The organism is Sphingomonas sp. (genome assembly GCF_965227385.1).
Taxonomy (GTDB): Bacteria; Pseudomonadota; Alphaproteobacteria; order Sphingomonadales; family Sphingomonadaceae; genus Sphingomonas.
Window position 1 is genome coordinate 799,485 of sequence record NZ_OZ245750.1, and the last position, 16,940, is coordinate 816,424.

Below are 16,940 nucleotides of genomic sequence, written 5' to 3' on the forward strand. Positions count from 1 at the left end.
ATGCTGGGTCAGGCGCTGCACCTAGGGGGCGATGCGCGGCGGGTCAACCGGGCAAGGCGGGTGGCGAGTTGACGCACGGTGCGACCGGTCAGCGGATCGCGCCAGTCGGGGGCGATGGCGGCCAGCGGGCGCAGGACGAAGTCGCGCTGGCGGAACAGCGGGTGCGGGACGGTCAGGCCGGGACCGCTCCACGCTCCGCCCGACCACAGGATCAAGTCGAGGTCGACCACCCGTGCGTCCCAGCGGCGACCACGCCGACGACCGAAGCTGCGCTCGATCCGCTTGAGGCGGGCGAGCAGCTCCGGCGGAGATTCAGCGCTTTCGATCAGGATCGCGGCATTGACGAAGCGGCGGCGCGAGGGGCCGAGCGGGGCGGTTTCGATGACCTGCGACTGCATGACCGCACCGCCGATCGCCGCGACCGCCGCTGCCAGCTCCTGTCGCGGCGATCCATGGCGACCGCGCCGGTTCGATCCCAGCGCGATAACATAATGGTGGGTTGAGGCGCTCACCCGCCCCGCCTATCCCGGAGCGATGATCCCGCCAAGTCCGTTGCCCGATACCGAGCCGCCGCGCGATTGCCCGCGCTGTCCGCGCCTTGTCGCGCTGCGGCAGGAGCTGCGCGCCGAATATCCCGACTGGTGGAACGCGCCGGTGCCCGCATTCGGCGACCCCGAGGCCTGGCTGGGCATTATCGGGCTGGCACCCGGCAAGCATGGCGCGAACCGGACCGGGCGGCCCTTCACCGGGGATTTCGCGGGCGACCTCATGTTCGCGACGCTCGCCAAGTTCGGGTTCACCAGCGGGACATATGAGAGCCGGCCGGACGACGGGCTGCAGCTGCACGGCACGATCATCGTCAATTCGGTCAAGTGCTTGCCGCCCGAGAACAAGCCGACACCGGAGGAGGCACGAACCTGTCGCCCCTTCGCCGAAGCCCAGGTCGATGCGCTGCCCAATGCGCGCATCTTCATCGCTTTGGGCCAGATCGCCCACCAGAGCGCGGTCAAGATCCTGGGCGGCAAGCTGCCCAAATGCCGGTTCGGACATCTGGCGGAGCATCGCATGCCGGACGGGCGGGTGCTGATCGATAGCTATCACTGCTCCCGCTACAACCAGAATACCGGGCGGCTGACGGCGGAGATGTTCGAGGCGGTGTTTGCCCGGGCGCTGGAGCTGCGCGGGACGGTGTGAGCGTCCGACGAAGCTGACGTTTTCGACGGGGTTTCCGAGTGAAGCGACCGCGAAGCGACCGGTTTGCGCCTGTGACGCGACACCGACGCGATCGTGTCGCGACGCCGGGTGGCCGGGTGTCAGGCTGGGTGCGAAGGGCATGATGGCCGTCCCGATCGGTTGAGGGGACAGATGAGATATGCCTGATCGGGGTCTGTAGGAAAGCGGATTATCGAGGGAACCGCCGGGCATGGCTCCCCTCCCTGAAAGGGAGGGGTCGGGGGTGGGTTGGCGGGCGAAGCACGCCATCCTAAGCTCACCTCATGCGACGCCGGATCGACCCAGAGCTGACCCGCAGGGCGCGTGAGCTGCGCAATAATCCGACGCCAGCCGAACAAGCGGTCTGGCATCGTATCGCGCGCTATCGCCCCGCCTTTACCCGACAGCTCGTCGTCGAGCCGTTCATCATTGACCTAGCCTGCCGACAGGCACGACTTGGCGTCGAGTTCGACGGCAGCCACCATCTGGATGCGTTGGATGCCGATACGCGTAGGACGCAGTATCTGAAAGCCCAGGGCTGGCGAATCATCCGGCTGTGGAATTCGGATGTGCTTGCGAACCCGGACGGTGCCGCCCTGCATATTCTGGCGACAGCCGCCGAGTGCCTCGGCGGCACCCACCCCCAACCCCTCCCTTCCAGGGAGGGGAGAGAAAGACGCCGTCGCTTCGACTGATCACACGTCCTCGACCATGCGCCGGTACAGCTCTGGCCTGCGGTCGCGGAAGAAGCCCATGCCGGCGCGGTGTTTGCGCGCGCGGTCGAGGTCGAGGGTGGCGGTGAGGACGCCGGTTTCCTCTGCGCCGAATTCGGCGAGGATGTCGCCCCATTCGTCGCAGATGAAGCTGTGGCCGTAGAAACGCTGGTCGCCCTCGGTCCCGATGCGGTTGCTCGCGATGACGGGGACGACGTTGGACACGGCATGGCCGATCATCGCGCGGCGCCACATGCGGCTGGTGTCGAGATCGGCGTCATAGGGCTCCGACCCGATCGCGGTGGGGTAGAACAGCAACTGCGCGCCCATCAGCATCATCGTGCGCGCGGTTTCGGGATACCATTGATCCCAGCAGATGCCGACGCCGAGCGCCGCGTCGTCGGCGGGGCCGTCCCACACCTTGAACCCGGTATTGCCGGGGCGGAAATAATATTTCTCTTCATAGCCGGGGCCGTCGGGAATGTGGCTCTTGCGATAGACGCCCGCGACCTTGCCGTCGGGGCCGATCATCGCGAGGCTGTTGTAGAAATGCGGCCCGTCCGCCTCGAAGAAGCTGGTCGGGATGTGGATCTGCAGCTCCGCCGCGAGCTTCTGCATCGCGGTGACGGCGGGGTGGCTGGCGAGCGGCTTGGCGGTCGCGAACAGCGCCTCATCCTCGACCCGGCAGAAATATTCGCCTTCGAAGAGTTCGGGCGGGAGGACGACCTGCGCGCCCTTCCCCGCCGCCTCGCGCACGAGGTCGGTGACGTTGGCGATATTCTGCGCCGTGTCGGTGGTGAAGGCAAGCTGGAGCGCGGCGACGGTGATCTGGGTCATGTGGGGGTATTTAGGGGGTGAGCTTCGTTGGCGGAACCACCTTCTCTTCCGTCATGCTGAACTTGTTTCAGCATCCACCGTTCCAAAGGCCGCTGAGCCGCGGGTGGCGCGGTGGATGCTGAAACAAGTTCAGCATGACGGTGGCAGTGGGACTACCACCGCATCGGCGCGGGGGTTACGACCGTCACGCATATTCAGATCAGCCACCGGAAGAGCGCGCCAATGCCGATCCATCCGGCAACCACCGCCAACATGGCGACAGCTCCGGCGGCGCTGCCCTTCCCCCACATTTTCAAAAGACCGTCCCCGCGAGCGACGCTGCGGCGTTGAGCCTCAGCGCTCGCAATCAAGGCCGCGAACAACGCGGAAAAACCGATGATCAATGCGCCGAAAGCTTCCACTTCGGTCTCCCGGATCGCCTTATCGTCACTTCGGAATCTGCTGCGAGATGCAGTGGAAGCTGCCGCCCCCGGTCAGGATATGATCCGCGCGCAGGCCCACGGCCTCGCGGCCGGGGAAGAGCGCGCCGATCGTCTCGACCGCCTTGCGGTCATTGGGCTGGCCGTAGACCGGGACCACTACGGCGGCGTTGCCGATGTAGAAGTTCATGTAGCTTGCGGGCACGACCTCGCCCCCCTGGATAACGCGCCCGGGTGAGGGGATGGGGACGACGTCGACCCCCAGCGCCTCGGCGCGACGTTTGGCGTCAGCGTAGACGAGCCAGTTGGGGTCGTTTTCCTCCGGCACCGGGATCGCGAGGCGGTTTTCGCCGACGAAGCGGGCGAGGTTGTCGACATGCCCGTCGGTGTGATCGTGGGCGAGGCCGTTGCCGAGCCACAGGACGCGATCGAAGCCGAGATCCTCGCGCAGCCGCCGCTCCGCCTCAGCCTGTGACAGGCCGGGGTTGCGGTTGCGGTTGAGCAAACATTGTTCGGTCGTGACGACGAGGCCGGTGCCGTCCCAGTCGATCGATCCGCCCTCGAGGATCCAGTCATGCTCGACCACGTCCATGTGGCGCTTGGCGGCGAGGCGACGGCCGATATCCTCGTCGCCATCATATTCGTACTTTCCGCCCCAGCCGTTGAAGCCGAAGGCGTGGCCGGTCCCGGCGCGGTCGACGATCACGCCGGTGTCGCGCAGCCAGATGTCGCCGAACGGGGCGACCACGACCTTGGCCGTGTCGCCGACGAGCAGCGCGGCCGCTCCGGCGGCTTCGTCATCGGCGGCGACCAGCAGCACCTGCTCCCCCGCCCCCCCGGCATGGACCGCACGGGCGAAGGCGGCGACCTCGGCCCGGGCGGCGCCGAGCGACTCCCACAGATCGGGATGGCTGGGGAAACCGATCCAGACGGCGTTGTGCGGCGCCCATTCGGGGGGAAGGTGCGTGGTCACGGTATCACTTGGCTCCTGCGCGGGATTTGTCGCGGGCGGCGCGGAATTCGTCGCCCTCGACCCAGTTTGGCCAGGCGGCGGTCATCGCGAGCATGCGGCCCACGGCGTAATAGACCTGAAGATCCTTTTCCGCACCCGCCCAGTTCCAGTTGGGGTCGAACTCGTCCTTCGGGCCGTGGTAGCGGTTCTTCTCATAATCGGCAGCGGCGGCGCGACCGGCATCGCGGCCACCCTCGACCAGATCGTCGCCGGCATCGAAATAGAGCATCGGCACACCGTGCTTCGCCAGCATGAAATGGTCGGAACGGTAGTAGAAGCCCTTTTCCGGGGTCGGTTCGGCATTGGCCATGCGGCCCTGCTTCGCGAGCGCAGCCTTGAGGTAATCGTCGAGCTGCGACTTGCCCATGCCCATGACGACGACATTCTTGGCCGGCGGCGTCAGGTTCATCGCGTCGATGTTCACGCCGCCCACGGTCTTGGCCAGCGGATAGACGGGGTTGTCGCCATAATATTTGGAGCCGAGCAGGCCCGATTCCTCGGCCGTAACGGCGAGGAAGACGAGGCTGCGGTCGGGGGCGCCGGCGTCCTTGTTCGCCTTGGCGATCGCGACCAAAGCAGCGGTGCCGGTGGCGTTGTCGACCGCGCCGTTGCAGATGTCGTCGCCATCGGGCGCGGCTTCGCAGCGGCCGAGATGGTCCCAGTGCGCGGTGTAGAGGACATATTCGTCCGGGCGCTTGGCGCCGGGGAGGATGCCGATGACATTCTTCGACGCGTGCTTGCGGATCACATTGTCGAAGCTGACCGAGGCCTTGACGTTACCGAGCGGGACGGCCTTGAAGCCCTTCACCTTCGCGGCGGCGGAGAGCTTGTCGAAATCCTGACCCGCGCTGGCGAACAGCGCTTTGGCCTTGTCGAGCTGAATCCAGCCATTGGCGGCAGTCTGGTCGGCATGGCCGTTGGCGGCGTCGGCGACCTGCTGCTCGCCGGTCCAGCTCGACTGGACGACGTTCCAGCCATAGGCGGCGGGCTGAGTTTCGTGGACGATCAGCGCGGCGGCGGCGCCCTGGCGCGCGGCCTCCTCGAACTTGTAGGTCCAGCGGCCGTAATAGGTCATCGCCTGACCCCCGAAATCGCCCTGAAGGCCCGCAGTCTCCCAGTCGGGATCGTTGACGAGGATGACGACGGTCTTCCCCTTCACGTCCACCCCGGCATAGTCGTTCCAGCCCTTTTCGGGCGCGTTGATGCCATAGCCGACGAACACGACCGGGCTGTCCTTGACCGCGATGTTCGGGGTCACGCGATAGGTGCCAGCGACGAATTCGGGGCCGTATTGGAGGCTCATCGCCTGCGTGCCGCCGGTGAAGGTCAGCGGCGAGACATTCTGCGCGGTGATCGCGACCAGCGGCACGTCCTGGAACCAGCTGGGGCCGTTAGGTCCATTGGGGTTGCCGGGCTGAAGCCCCGCCTTCTGGAACTGCTCGACGAGATAGGCGAGCGTCTTGGCCTCACCCGGGGTGCCGGGGGCGCGGCCTTCGAATTCATCCGACGAAAGCGTGCGGGTCGCTTCCTTCATCACGTCCATCGGCATCGCGGGAAGCGCGACGTCGGGCAGCGCGGTCGTGTCGGACGCTGTCGAACAGGCGGCAAGGCCCAGCAGGGCGAGCAGCGCAAGGCGCATGGGGCATCGTCTCCACGGATACGAGTGATGCGGGGACTATTGGCAGGGGGAGGCAGCCGGAGCAAGCAAACCCGCTTGCGACGTCCCAGGACGCTGCTTAGGCTTTACGGCAATGGGGGTGAATATGCTGAAATATATGACGATATCGGTCGCCATGCTGGTGGCGATGCCGAGTGCCGCGCAGAGCGTGGACGCCGCGGCGATATTCGGCGCGCGGGAATCGGTCGAACAGGCCAGCCTGTCGCCCGACGGCACCAAGCTTGCCTATATCGGCCCCGGTGCCGGGCAATCGAGTATCATCTATGTGGTCAGGCTTGGCGATGGGGCGACGTCGAAGCCGATCATGCGGGCCGACGGAAAGCCCAACCGGCTGAGCGGGTGCAGCTGGACCAGCAACACCCGGCTGCTGTGCGGAATTTACGGCATTACGCGATTCGAACACGACATCGTCTATGCGACCCGGATCGTGGCGATGGACGACGACGGGTCCAACCTCAAGGTGCTGCAGCAGCGTCGGTCGAGCGGCATGGCGCTGGAAGCGTCGTTCGGCGACGGCGACATCATCGACTATAACCCGGGCGAGCCCGGCCATGTGCTGCTCATGCGCTATCAGGTCAAGGAGAGCGGCGCCGGCACGCGGCTGGCGCAGAAGGGCGGGACCGTGGTCGAGCGGCTCGACACCGCCACCATGCGGACGCGGATCGTCGAGCCGGTACGTCCGGACGTCAACGAGTATATCACCGACGGCAAGGGCAACCTGCGTATCCAGGGCCGTCTCGAGGTGACGAACGAAGGGTTCTCGACCGGCATCGTTCGCTATTTCTACCGACGGAAGGACGGCGGCGACTGGGCTCCCCTGAGCGTCGTCGGTCCCGATGGTGCGGGGTTCGAGCCCTATGGCGTCGATCCGGATGCGGACATCGCCTATGGCATGAAGAAGGTCGACGGACGGATGGCGGCGTTCAGCCACGCGCTCGACGGATCGGATACCGAGAAGCAGCTCTATGCCGACCCGCGCTTCGATGTCGGGGGGTTCAAGCGCGTCGGGCGCAGCCGCCGGATCATCGGAGTCGCATCGGAAGGGGGCGAGCGCTATTTCGACCCGGCGTTCGAGAAGATGCTCAACACGCTCGGCAAGGCACTCTCGGGCTATGCGATCCGGGTGGTGGATTCGAGCGAGGACCTGCAGACTCTGCTGATCCTCGCCGCAAGCGATACCGATCCGGGCCGCTATTACCTGTACAATCGCAAGGCAGGAACGCTCAACGAGCTGATGCTGGCACGCCCGCCGCTTGAGAAGGTGCCGCTCGCGCCGATGAAGTCGATCGAATATCGCGCGGCCGATGGAACGATGGTGCCGGGTTACCTGACCCTCCCGGTCGGATCGACCGGCAAGGGCCTGCCCGCGATCGTGCTGCCGCATGGAGGCCCCGAGGCGCGCGACCATTGGGGGTTCGACTGGCTGGTGCAATTCTTCGCCAATCAGGGCTTTGCGGTGCTTCAGCCCAATTTCCGGGGATCGACCGGCTATGGCGACGCGTGGTTCCAGCGCAACGGCTTTCAGGACTGGAAGATCGCAATCGGCGACGTGACCGATGCGGGCAAATATCTGGTGCGCGAAGGCATTGCCGACCCGAACCGGCTGGTCGCGTTCGGATGGTCCTATGGCGGCTATGCCGCCCTGCAATCGGCCGTGGTCGAACCGACCTTGTTCAAGCGCGTCGTCGCCGTCGCCCCGCTCACCGACATGGACCGGTGGAAGAAAGAGCGGGTCGGCTGGAGCGATTACGAGCTCACCGTGAAGCGCGTGGGAACGGGTCCGCATATCGTCGAGGGATCCCCCGCCCAGCAGGCCGCCCGCATCCAGGTGCCGGTCCTGATGTTCCACGGCGACCTGGATCGCAACGTATCGGTCGAGCAGGCGAAGTTCATGCAGGAGCGGCTGAAGAACGCCGGGAAGCAGAGCGAGCTGATCCTGTACGAGGGCCTGGACCATTATCTCGAGGACGGCGCAGCGCGGAGCGACATGCTGCGCCGCAGCGGGGCGTTCCTGTCGATCAAATAGCTGTCGACCGCTGATGCGCGATCCATCGCGGCGCCGGTGGATCGCGAATTGGCCGACCCCCGCATCGCGCGGCACCGGCACAAACGAAAACGGGCGGCCCGATGGGACCGCCCGCTTTTCGTTCGACCGAAGCCGGACCTTAGCGCGAATAGAATTCGACGACCAGGTTCGGTTCCATCTTCACCGGATAGGGCACTTCGTCGAGTGCGGGCACGCGGGTGAAGGTGATCTTCGACGCGCCGTCGGGCGCGATGTAATCGGGGATGTCGCGCTCGGCCAGGCTCTGCGCTTCCATCACCAGCGCCATCTCGCGCGCCTTGGTACCCAGCTCGACCGTCTCGCCGACCTTGATGCGGCGCGAGCCGATGTTGCACTTCTCGCCATTCACCTTGACGTGGCCGTGGTTGACCAACTGGCGCGCGGCGAAGATCGTGGGCGCGAACTTGGCGCGATAGACGATCATGTCGAGACGCTGCTCGAGCAGACCGATCAGGTTCTGACCGGTATCGCCCTTCATGCGCGACGCATCTTCATAGGCGCGCTTGAACTGCTTCTCGGTCACGTCGCCATAATAGCCCTTGAGCTTCTGCTTGGCGCGCAGCTGGATGCCGAAGTCCGACATCTTGCCCTTGCGGCGCTGGCCGTGCTGACCGGGGCCATATTCACGCTTGTTGACGGGCGACTTGGGACGACCCCAAATGTTCTCGCCCATCCGGCGATCGAGCTTGTACTTGGCGCTGGAGCGCTTCGACATGATAAATTCCTAACAATTGCAACGACGTTGACCCGGCCAGCTGGCCTGATCGCGGTTCCGGTATCGCCTGTGCATGCGCACAGGGCCGCTGCTTCACCGGAGTGCAGGGCCGATTGCGAAGGCGCGCGCCTAGCCGGGTGGGGCACGCGAGTCAAGATTCGGTCAGGCGCGGTTGCGCTTCTTTCCCTCCAGCGCGGACAGCACACCGCGCAACGTGCGCAGTTCCTGGCTGGTCCAGCCCGGCTTGGTCAGCAGATTGCGCAGGGTCAATTTGGTCGTCGGCACGCGATCGGGCGGGAAATAATAGCCGGTATCGTCCAGCAGCGCATCGAAATGGCCGATCAGCCCCTCCAGCTCCGCCTGTGGTGCGGGAGGATCGAGGTCGGTGCGCGGCGGCTGGGCCAGACCCTGCCCCTTCGACCATTCATAGGCGACGAGGATCACCGCCTGCGCGAGGTTGAGCGATCCGAATTCGGGATTGATCGGCACGGTCAGGATCGCGCGGGCGAGCGCGACATCCTCGGTCTCCAGCCCCGAGCGCTCCGGCCCGAACAGGATTGCGCTACGACCGGGCGCTGCGTGAATTTCCGACGCGGCTTCGACCGGGGTCACCACCGGCTTGGTCACGCCACGCTTGCGCACGGTGGTGGCAAAGACGTGCGGACAATCCGCAACCGCTTCGGCGACGCTTTCGAATACCCGCGCCTGATCCAGAACGATGTCTGCACCACTCGCGGCCGGACCCGCCGACGGATTGGGCCAGCCGTCGCGCGGCGTGACCAGCCGCATTTCGGTGAGCCCGAAATTGAGCATTGCGCGCGCGGCCTTGCCGATATTCTCGCCAAGCTGAGGCCGGACGAGGACGATGACCGGGTTCATGAAATCAGATCACTCGACAATGCGCCGGCCGGCTGGTCGGCGCGCTGGCTGTCAGTTGCTGCCCGGGGGTGGCGGCGGAGCATTGCGTTCCTGCGCCAGTTCCTTTTCCAGCGCCTCTGCCTGTTCCTCACGCTGACGCTCGGTCAGACAGACGCGCTTGGCACCGAGGCGCGAACCCGTCGACGGAATCGTGCGGCAAACGCGCTTTTCATCCTTGGATGGCCCCTTTGCATCAGCGCCCGCCTGTCCCGCGAGCAGGGACGCCAAGATCATGACATACATGGTTGAAATCTCTTTCGAAAAGAACAGATGCTTCGCATAGCACGCCAACTTGCGCATGTGCAATGCGGGTAAGGACGACCGATCAGCTGCGGCCGATTTCGGTGACGTTACTGGCAAATTCTTCGAAATCCCGCGCTTCGCGGAAGTCACGATAGACGCTGGCGAAGCGGATATAGGCGACCGAATCGAGGTGTTTGAGCCCCTCCATCACCATTTCGCCGATCCGTTTCGTCGGAACTTCGGTTTCGCCCAGCGTTTCGAGCTGACGCTGGATGCCCGAGACGAGCTTTTCGACCTGGGTCGCGTCGATCGGGCGCTTGCGACAGGCAAGGCTGACCGAGCGGATCAGCTTGTCGCGGTCGAACGGCTCACGCTTGTCCTCCGACTTGAGCACGAACAGCTCGCGCAGCTGGATCCGCTCGAACGTGGTGAAGCGCGCGGCGCACGCCTCGCACTGCCGCCGGCGACGGATCGCCGCCCCGTCTTCGGTGGGGCGGCTGTCTTTAACCTGCGAGGCTTCGTGGCCGCAGAACGGGCAGCGCATTATTTGGCCAGCCGTTTGAAAGCGACGTAGCCCGCACCAAGGGTTGCACCGATCGCTGGCCCAATCAGAGGCACCACCGCCCCTGCAACCGCGCCGAGTGCAGCACCCGCAGCGACCTTTTTTCCCACGTCGCTGCGAAGCGCCTCTGCCCCCAGATTACGCGCTTCTGCTACGGTTCCACGGGCAAAATCTTTCGCCGCATCTCGCAAGTTTTGCTCGCTGTCAGCGGTTGGAGAAGGTCGTTTCACACGCTTCCCACAATGCGCACAGAACTTCGCAGAAGCCTCGATCGTCCCCCCGCAGTTCCGGCATTGATCGAGTGAGATAACCTCCCCCGTCATCTTTACGCCTCCGGGTAGATCGGGAAGCGTTCGCACAGCGCGCGGACGCGCAGCTTGACCGCAGCTTCGACCTCGGGGTCGCCGGCTTCGCCCTTGGTGCGCAGCCCTTCAAGCACATCGGCGATCATGTTGCCGATCTCCCGGAATTCGGCGACGCCGAAGCCGCGCGTCGTGCCGGCGGGCGAGCCGACGCGGATGCCGCTGGTCTTGGTCGGGGGCAGTGGATCGTTGGGGATGCCGTTCTTGTTGCAGGTGATGCCGGCACGCTCCAGCGCCTCGTCCGCATCCTTGCCGGTAACGCCGAGCGGGGTGAGGTCGATCAGCGCGAGATGGGTGTCGGTGCCGCCCGAGACGACAGCCGCGCCGCGTTCCTTGAGCGTCGCCGCCAGCACCTTCGCATTCTCGACCACCGCCGAGATATAGCCCTTGTAACCGGGCTGCAGCGCTTCGCCGAACGCCACCGCCTTGGCCGCGATCACATGCATCAGCGGGCCGCCCTGCATGCCGGGGAAGACGGCCGAGTTGAACTTCTTCGCCAGCGCCTCGTCATTGGTGAGGATCATGCCGCCGCGCGGGCCGCGCAGCGTCTTGTGCGTGGTGGTCGTCGCGACATGCGCGTGCGGGAAGGGCGAGGGGTGCTGGCCGGCTGCTACGATGCCGCTGAAATGCGCCATGTCGACCATGAACAGCGCGTCGACCTTGTCCGCGATCGCGCGGAAGCGGGCGAAGTCGATCACGCGCGGATAGGCCGAGCCGCCCGCGATGATCAGGCGCGGCTTGTGCTCGAGCGCCAGTGCCTCGACCGCGTCATAGTCGATCAGGTGGGTGACCGGATCGACGCCGTACTGGACCGCGTTGAACCACTTGCCGCTCATCGCCGCCTTGGCACCGTGCGTGAGGTGGCCGCCGGCATCGAGGCTCATGCCGAGGATCGTGTCGCCCGGCTTGACCAAAGCCAGCATCACCGCGCCATTGGCCTGTGCGCCCGAGTGCGGCTGAACGTTCGCAAAGCCGCAGCCGAACAACTGCTTGGCGCGCTCGATCGCCAGCGTCTCGACCGCGTCGGAGGGGTGGCAGCCCTGATAATAGCGCTTGCCGGGATAACCCTCAGCGTACTTGTTGGTGAACACGCTGCCCTGGGCTTCGAGCACCGCCTTCGACACGATGTTTTCCGAGGCGATCAGCTCGATCTGATATTGTTCGCGCTCCAGCTCTTCGCGCACGCCGGCGAAGACCGCCGGGTCGGCATCGGCGAGAGTGCGGGTGAAAAAGCCGTCTGGCTGAACCTGGGCGAGCGTCTGGGGATTGGTGCTCATCGCGCGGATCCTTTGTCTGGTGGCCGCCGACGGGCAGGTGCGGGCGACCTGTCGCGCACGCCCTTATGCGCTTGGCCGCGATTAGGCCAGATGCGATTGTTGCACCCCGCCCCAAGAAGCTGTTGAAAGCGGACATGGCCGAACCCGACTCCCCCGCCCGACCGCCCGCCGCCCGTTTGCTGGGGCTGGCGGGGTTGCTGCCGCAGCTTGCCGCGCTGGGGGCAGTGCTGGTCGGGCCGGAGGCGTGGTTCTTTCCGGCACTCGCCACCGCCTATCTCTACGCCGTGCTGATCTTCAGCTTTCTGGGCGGCACCTGGTGGGGGCTGGCGGCGCGGACCGCGCGGCCGCCGGTCTGGACCTATATCCTCGCGGTGCTGCCGTCGCTGATCGCGCTGGCGAGCGCGGTGCCGTGGATGACCGGCGATCCGTGGCCGCAGCCGTCGCTGATGCTGATCGGCACGCTGATCCTGCTGTCCCCGCTGGTCGATCGCGCGCTGACGCGGGCGGGGATGGCACCCGGGTGGTGGCTGGGCCTGCGCGTGCAGCTGTCGGTCGGGCTGGGCCTGACGACGCTGGTGCTCGGGCTTATTCCTTCGCCTTATTAAATCTCCGGTGCCGTAAGCTTGTCGACGCGGCGCTGGTGGCGGTCGCCGCCGAATTGCGTGGCGAGGAAGGCGGTGACGCACGCCTTGGCCATCTCGATCCCGATCAGCCGCGCGCCCATCGCGACGACATTGGCGTCGTTATGCTCGCGCGCGAGGGTGGCGGAGAGCGGTTCGGAGACGAGGGCGCAGCGCGCGGCGGGGTTGCGGTTGACCGCGATCGAGATGCCGATGCCGCTGCCGCACAACGCGATCCCCCGCTCCGCGCTGCCATCGGCGATCGCGGCGGCGAGCTTGTAGCCGTAATCCGGATAATCGACGCTGGCGCCGTCGTCCGGGCCAAGATCGGCGACATCATGCCCGGCATCGCGCAGCCATTCGGCCAGTGCGGCCTTGAGGTCGATCGCGGCGTGATCGGAGGCGATGGCGATGCGCATGGGGGAATGGTTCCGGCGTTGAGATGAAGCGATGCCGCTCTCTATTGCAGCGTCACCCGAATGGCTACACCATAGGGCGAGCCTGTCTTGAGTGGAGTATCGGCGTGCGCGTGATGATGGTGGTGGGTGCGGCGGCATTGCTGACCGGGTGTGGCGCGAAACTGGACAATGCGCAGGAAGCGGCTTTGGTCGAGAATGCGATCGCCAATGCCGAGGCGGTGGCCGAGAATATTACGCGGGAGGCGCGGCGCGAAATCCTGGCCGAACGCGCGCCGGAGCGCGACGCGTGGGTCGGCAAATGGATCGGTGTCGAAGGACTGGTGCTGGAGATCGCCAAGGGCAGCGAACCCGGCCGCTATCGCATCCTGAACAAATGGAACCTCGATCAGGCCGAACCCGGCACCTATGAAGGGCGGGCGAGCGCGAACGGCATCGTGTTCCGGCGCGGCGACGCGCGGATCGAACTGGTCGCGGGCGATGGGGATGCGACGGGGATGAAGTGGCTGGCGGGCAAGAAGGATTGCCTGATCGCTGCGCCGGGCGAGGGCTATTGCCGGGATTGATGATGACGATTGCGTGACGGCCGCGGTCACGTGGGTGACATGCAGCCGTCATAAGCGCGCGCCCGGGGACATACCCCTGGGAGCCAGAACAAATGGGATCGAACGCCAGCCAGCCGCGCAACGAGGCTGTCCGCAATGCCGTCCACCGCCATGAGCATCTGAGCAAGGAAGGGCTGCTGGAGCGCGCCTTTACCTTCGCGTTCCGGGGGCTGGTCTATGCGCAGATCTGGGAAGATCCCGAGGTCGATATGGAGGCGCTGGCGATCACGCCCGATTGCCATATCGTCACGATCGCGAGCGGCGGGTGCAACGTCCTGTCCTATCTGACCGCCAACCCGGCGAAGATCACTGCGGTCGACCTCAACACCGCGCATATCGCGCTGAACAAGCTGAAGCGCGCGGCGGCGATCCATCTGCCCGATCATGCCGCGTTCCACCGGTTTTTCGCCCAGGCCAACCGGCCGGAGAATGTCGCGGCGTACAAGCAATGGCTGCGCCCGCATCTGGACGACGCGACGCGGCGCTATTGGGAAGGGCGCGATCTGGCCGGGCGGCGGCGGATCAAGGGCTTTGCCGGGGGCTTCTACAAGCGCGGGCTGCTCGGCGGGTTCATCGGCGCGGCGCATCTGCTCGCCAAGCTGTATCGCATCGACCCGCGCGAATTGCTCGCGGCGAAGAGCGTCGAGGAGCAGCGCGCGATTTTCGAGACGCGCCTGGCCCCGGTGTTCGACAAGAAGTTCGTGCGCTGGCTGATCGACCAGCCGGCGTCGCTGTTCGGGCTTGGCATTCCGCCCGCGCAATATGAGGCGCTGGCGGGTGACGATCCGCGCGGGATCGGCGCGGTGCTGCGCGGGCGGCTGGAGAAGCTGGCGTGCGATTTCGACCTGTCGGACAATTATTTCGCGTGGCAGGCGTTCGGGCGCGGCTATGGCGAAGGGGCCGACGCACCGCTGCCGCCGTATCTGCGCGCCGCGAATTACGCGACGGTGCGCGACCGGGCCGAACGGGTCGAGGTGCGGCACCAGAATTTCGTCGAATATCTCGATTCGATGCCCGACGGGTCGCTCGACCGCTATATCCTGCTAGATGCACAGGACTGGATGACCGATGCGCAGCTGACGCGGCTGTGGGCGGCGATCACGCGCACCGCCAAGCCGGGTGCGCGCGTGCTGTTCCGCACCGCCGCCGCCCCGACATTGTTGCCCGGGCGGGTGCCGGACGCGATCCTCAACTGCTGGGACTATGCCGAGGCCGAATCGCTCGACTTTACCGCGCGGGACCGTTCGGCCATTTATGGCGGCGTGCATCTCTATCGCCTCAAGCCGTGAAAGCGGATTTCGGTCATGCCGGGCGCATGGACGCCGTCTATGCAGCGCAGCGGCACATCTATGACGCGACGCGCAAATATTACCTGCTGGGGCGCGACCGGCTGATCGAACAGCTCGCGCCCCCGCCGGGCGGCACGGTGCTGGAGGTCGGGTGCGGGACCGCGCGCAACCTGATCGTCGCCGCGCGGCGCTGGCCGAACGCGCATTTTTATGGCGTCGATATTTCCGAAGCGATGCTGGAGACGGCGCGCGCCAAGGTGGTCAAGGCCGGGCTGTCGGACCGTATCACGCTGGCGCAGGGGGATGCGACGGCGTTCGACCCACAGGCGCCGTTCGGACTCGCGGCGTTCGACCGGGTGTTTGCCAGCTATACGCTGTCGATGATTCCCGACTGGGTCGGCGCGATCGCCCAGGGCGCGCGGGTGCTGGCGCCGGGCGGGGTCCTGCACATCGTCGATTTCGGGCAGCAGGAGCGGATGCCGCGCTGGTGGAGGCGGATGCTGTTCGGCTGGCTCGCGCGGTTTCACGTCAGCCCGCGTCGCGAGCTGCCGGTGGCGCTGCGCCATGTCAGCCGCGAGCAGGGGCGCGAGTTCGGGTTCGAGACGCTGCTGCGCGGCTATGCCTGGGCCGGGACGATTCGGGCCTAGTCTTGCCAGCCCCATGGCATCGGCGGAGGGGCGATCGGCGCGGTTAGGTCGAACTCGACGCGAAAATGGCGGCCGGGGCGGCGGAGTTCATAGGCGAAGCGCGTCGGCGTCACCTCCATCGCCCAGACATTGGTGACCGAACCGGCGCGATCATTGGCGCGGAACAGCGCGATCGAGTCGGCGTCGACTGGGAAATCCTGTCGCTCTGCCGTCCCGGGCGTAGCGGTGTCGCCGCCATACATGGTCAGCACGTCACTGGTGCCATCCTGATGCCGATGGTCGTGCTTGAGCCGGACGCCGCTCGCGGTGCGGGTCAGCACCCAGGTGCGCGAGTGATCGTCGCCGACATGGAAGGGAATACGGATGCGATCCGCCTCGCACGCGGCGACGTGCATCACCAGCTTCTGACCGGCAAAGCTCGCGTCCGCCGGGTCGGTGGTTACGACGCGCCCGGCAAAGGCCTTGCCGCAATGCGCCGCGATCGCCTGCATGAAGCGGTCCTGCGGGTCGGGCGCCCCGCCCTGCCCCGCGCAGCCGGTCAGCGCGAGCGCGACGGTGGCGAGGAGGGCGGCCCTCACTTGCCGCCGCGCGCCTGTTTGCGCATCGACCCACGCATGAAGCGCGATGCGAACCACATGCGGCGCGCGGTCTTGCCGACCAGCGTGTGGAGCTGATCGCCATGCACCGCCTCCCAGGCGAGGCGGGCGGCTTCCTCCACCGGAGTGAATTCCAGCCGCGCCGCCTTGACCCGTTCGCGCATCGTCGAATTGCTGCCCACTGCCACGCCGTCGAGGATCGCGGTGTCGATGAAGCTGGGCAGCAGCGCGCGCACGCGGATGCCGTCGGCGACCCATTCGGCGTCGAGCGATTCGGTAAAGCCGCGCACCGCGAACTTGGTCGCCGAATAGATCGCGACCCCGCCCGTGCCATAGATGCCCGCCGCCGACGCGGTGTTGAGCAGACAGCCGCCCGACACCTTGAGGTAGCGATGCCCGGCATGCGCGCCCCACACCACGCCCATCAGGTTGATGTCGACGCAGCGTTGCAGCTCCTCCACCGGCGTGTCGGCGAAGACGCCGCCGACGCCGATCCCGGCATTGTTGAACAGCACGTCGATCCGCCCGGCGACCGCAGCGAATTCCGCCAGCGCGACGTCCCAAGCCGCACGGTCGCGGACGTCGAGCCGGTGCGTCGAGACCGGCGCGTCGCCGAGCAGCGCCGCGGTTTCGGCCATTCCGGCCTCGCTGATATCGGCAAGCCCGACGCGCCAGCCCTGCGCGGAGAAGTAGCGCGCGACCGCGCGACCGATTCCCGAACCGCCGCCGGTGATGAAGATCGCCTGCATGGCGT

20 protein-coding genes are annotated in these 16,940 nt (G+C 66.3%); 7 read left to right on the forward strand and 13 right to left on the reverse strand.

Going from position 1 to position 16,940, the window contains the following annotated elements:
- Positions 1-8: 8 nt before the first annotated feature.
- Positions 9-512, reverse strand: coding sequence for a 2-amino-4-hydroxy-6-hydroxymethyldihydropteridine diphosphokinase (gene folK / locus ACO05N_RS03775; protein ID WP_422055852.1), 504 nt, complete (start codon positions 510-512; stop codon positions 9-11).
- Positions 513-534: 22 nt separating this feature from the next.
- Between folK and ACO05N_RS03780 the strand changes: the two genes are divergently transcribed.
- Both ACO05N_RS03780 and ACO05N_RS03785 read left to right on the forward strand, forming a co-directional pair.
- Positions 535-1,194, forward strand: a complete 660-nt coding sequence (locus tag ACO05N_RS03780; protein WP_422055853.1) for a uracil-DNA glycosylase — start codon at positions 535-537, stop codon at positions 1,192-1,194.
- A 302-nt stretch (positions 1,195-1,496) separates the two neighbouring features.
- Entirely contained in the window at positions 1,497-1,907 is a 411-nt protein-coding gene (locus tag ACO05N_RS03785; protein WP_422055854.1) for an endonuclease domain-containing protein, read from the forward strand.
- Here ACO05N_RS03785 and aguB read toward each other — a convergent pair whose 3' ends face one another.
- From aguB to ACO05N_RS03805, 4 genes are all read right to left on the reverse strand, one after another.
- Positions 1,908-2,762, reverse strand: coding sequence for an N-carbamoylputrescine amidase (gene aguB / locus ACO05N_RS03790; protein WP_422055855.1), 855 nt, complete (start codon positions 2,760-2,762; stop codon positions 1,908-1,910).
- A gap of 194 nt (positions 2,763-2,956) precedes the next feature.
- Positions 2,957-3,163 (reverse strand): hypothetical protein, encoded by a 207-nt coding sequence (locus tag ACO05N_RS03795; RefSeq protein ID WP_422055856.1) that lies wholly within the window; start codon positions 3,161-3,163, stop codon positions 2,957-2,959.
- Positions 3,164-3,188: 25 nt separating this feature from the next.
- Positions 3,189-4,154 carry an agmatine deiminase family protein gene (locus ACO05N_RS03800; RefSeq protein ID WP_422055857.1) on the reverse strand — a complete coding sequence of 322 codons (966 nt, stop codon included), beginning with the start codon at positions 4,152-4,154 and terminating at the stop codon, positions 3,189-3,191.
- Between the two features lie 4 nt (positions 4,155-4,158).
- On the reverse strand, positions 4,159-5,832 hold the full coding sequence (locus ACO05N_RS03805; protein ID WP_422055858.1) for a M28 family metallopeptidase: 1,674 nt from the start codon (positions 5,830-5,832) through the stop codon (positions 4,159-4,161).
- Between the two features lie 124 nt (positions 5,833-5,956).
- On the opposite strand from ACO05N_RS03805, the gene ACO05N_RS03810 reads away from it, so the two are divergent.
- On the forward strand, positions 5,957-7,897 hold the full coding sequence (locus tag ACO05N_RS03810; RefSeq protein WP_422055859.1) for an alpha/beta hydrolase family protein: 1,941 nt from the start codon (positions 5,957-5,959) through the stop codon (positions 7,895-7,897).
- Positions 7,898-8,036: 139 nt separating this feature from the next.
- Here the strand turns inward: ACO05N_RS03810 and rpsD are convergent, their stop codons facing one another.
- From rpsD to glyA, 5 genes are all read right to left on the reverse strand, one after another.
- The gene (gene rpsD / locus ACO05N_RS03815; RefSeq protein ID WP_422055860.1) at positions 8,037-8,651 is read right to left on the reverse strand and encodes a 30S ribosomal protein S4; all 615 of its coding nucleotides are present in this window, start codon (positions 8,649-8,651) and stop codon (positions 8,037-8,039) included.
- 162 nt (positions 8,652-8,813) lie between these two features.
- The gene (locus ACO05N_RS03820) at positions 8,814-9,530 is read right to left on the reverse strand and encodes an RNA methyltransferase (protein WP_422055861.1); all 717 of its coding nucleotides are present in this window, start codon (positions 9,528-9,530) and stop codon (positions 8,814-8,816) included.
- A 51-nt stretch (positions 9,531-9,581) separates the two neighbouring features.
- Positions 9,582-9,803 carry a hypothetical protein gene (locus ACO05N_RS03825; RefSeq protein WP_422055862.1) on the reverse strand — a complete coding sequence of 74 codons (222 nt, stop codon included), beginning with the start codon at positions 9,801-9,803 and terminating at the stop codon, positions 9,582-9,584.
- Positions 9,804-9,894: 91 nt separating this feature from the next.
- Positions 9,895-10,356 (reverse strand): transcriptional regulator NrdR, encoded by a 462-nt coding sequence (gene nrdR / locus ACO05N_RS03830; RefSeq protein WP_422055863.1) that lies wholly within the window; start codon positions 10,354-10,356, stop codon positions 9,895-9,897.
- Between the two features lie 343 nt (positions 10,357-10,699).
- Positions 10,700-12,013: a serine hydroxymethyltransferase gene (glyA, locus tag ACO05N_RS03835; protein WP_422055864.1), complete on the reverse strand. Its 1,314-nt coding sequence runs from the start codon at positions 12,011-12,013 to the stop codon at positions 10,700-10,702.
- A gap of 134 nt (positions 12,014-12,147) precedes the next feature.
- Between glyA and ACO05N_RS03840 the strand changes: the two genes are divergently transcribed.
- Complete coding sequence (locus ACO05N_RS03840) at positions 12,148-12,618, forward strand: DUF3429 domain-containing protein (protein ID WP_422055865.1); 471 nt, start codon at positions 12,148-12,150, stop codon at positions 12,616-12,618.
- Here ACO05N_RS03840 and rpiB read toward each other — a convergent pair.
- Complete coding sequence (rpiB, locus tag ACO05N_RS03845; protein ID WP_422055866.1) at positions 12,615-13,052, reverse strand: ribose 5-phosphate isomerase B; 438 nt, start codon at positions 13,050-13,052, stop codon at positions 12,615-12,617. The two genes, ACO05N_RS03840 and rpiB, sit on opposite strands and share 4 nt — an antisense overlap.
- Positions 13,053-13,156: 104 nt before the next feature.
- Between rpiB and ACO05N_RS03850 the strand changes: the two genes are divergently transcribed.
- The 3 genes from ACO05N_RS03850 to ACO05N_RS03860 all read left to right on the forward strand — a co-directional run bounded on the left by ACO05N_RS03850 (position 13,157) and on the right by ACO05N_RS03860 (position 15,590).
- Positions 13,157-13,615 carry a hypothetical protein gene (locus ACO05N_RS03850; protein ID WP_422055867.1) on the forward strand — a complete coding sequence of 153 codons (459 nt, stop codon included), beginning with the start codon at positions 13,157-13,159 and terminating at the stop codon, positions 13,613-13,615.
- Positions 13,616-13,707: 92 nt separating this feature from the next.
- The gene (locus tag ACO05N_RS03855; RefSeq protein ID WP_422055868.1) at positions 13,708-14,943 is read left to right on the forward strand and encodes a DUF3419 family protein; all 1,236 of its coding nucleotides are present in this window, start codon (positions 13,708-13,710) and stop codon (positions 14,941-14,943) included.
- 26 nt (positions 14,944-14,969) lie between these two features.
- Positions 14,970-15,590, forward strand: a complete 621-nt coding sequence (locus ACO05N_RS03860) for a class I SAM-dependent methyltransferase (RefSeq protein ID WP_422055869.1) — start codon at positions 14,970-14,972, stop codon at positions 15,588-15,590.
- Here ACO05N_RS03860 and ACO05N_RS03865 read toward each other — a convergent pair.
- Both ACO05N_RS03865 and ACO05N_RS03870 read right to left on the reverse strand, forming a co-directional pair.
- Entirely contained in the window at positions 15,587-16,168 is a 582-nt protein-coding gene (locus tag ACO05N_RS03865; RefSeq protein WP_422055870.1) for a hypothetical protein, read from the reverse strand. The genes ACO05N_RS03860 and ACO05N_RS03865 overlap by 4 nt on opposite strands.
- Positions 16,165-16,935 (reverse strand): SDR family oxidoreductase, encoded by a 771-nt coding sequence (locus ACO05N_RS03870; protein ID WP_422055871.1) that lies wholly within the window; start codon positions 16,933-16,935, stop codon positions 16,165-16,167. Before ACO05N_RS03870 ends, ACO05N_RS03865 begins: the two co-directional genes overlap by 4 nt.
- Positions 16,936-16,940 lie beyond the last annotated feature (5 nt).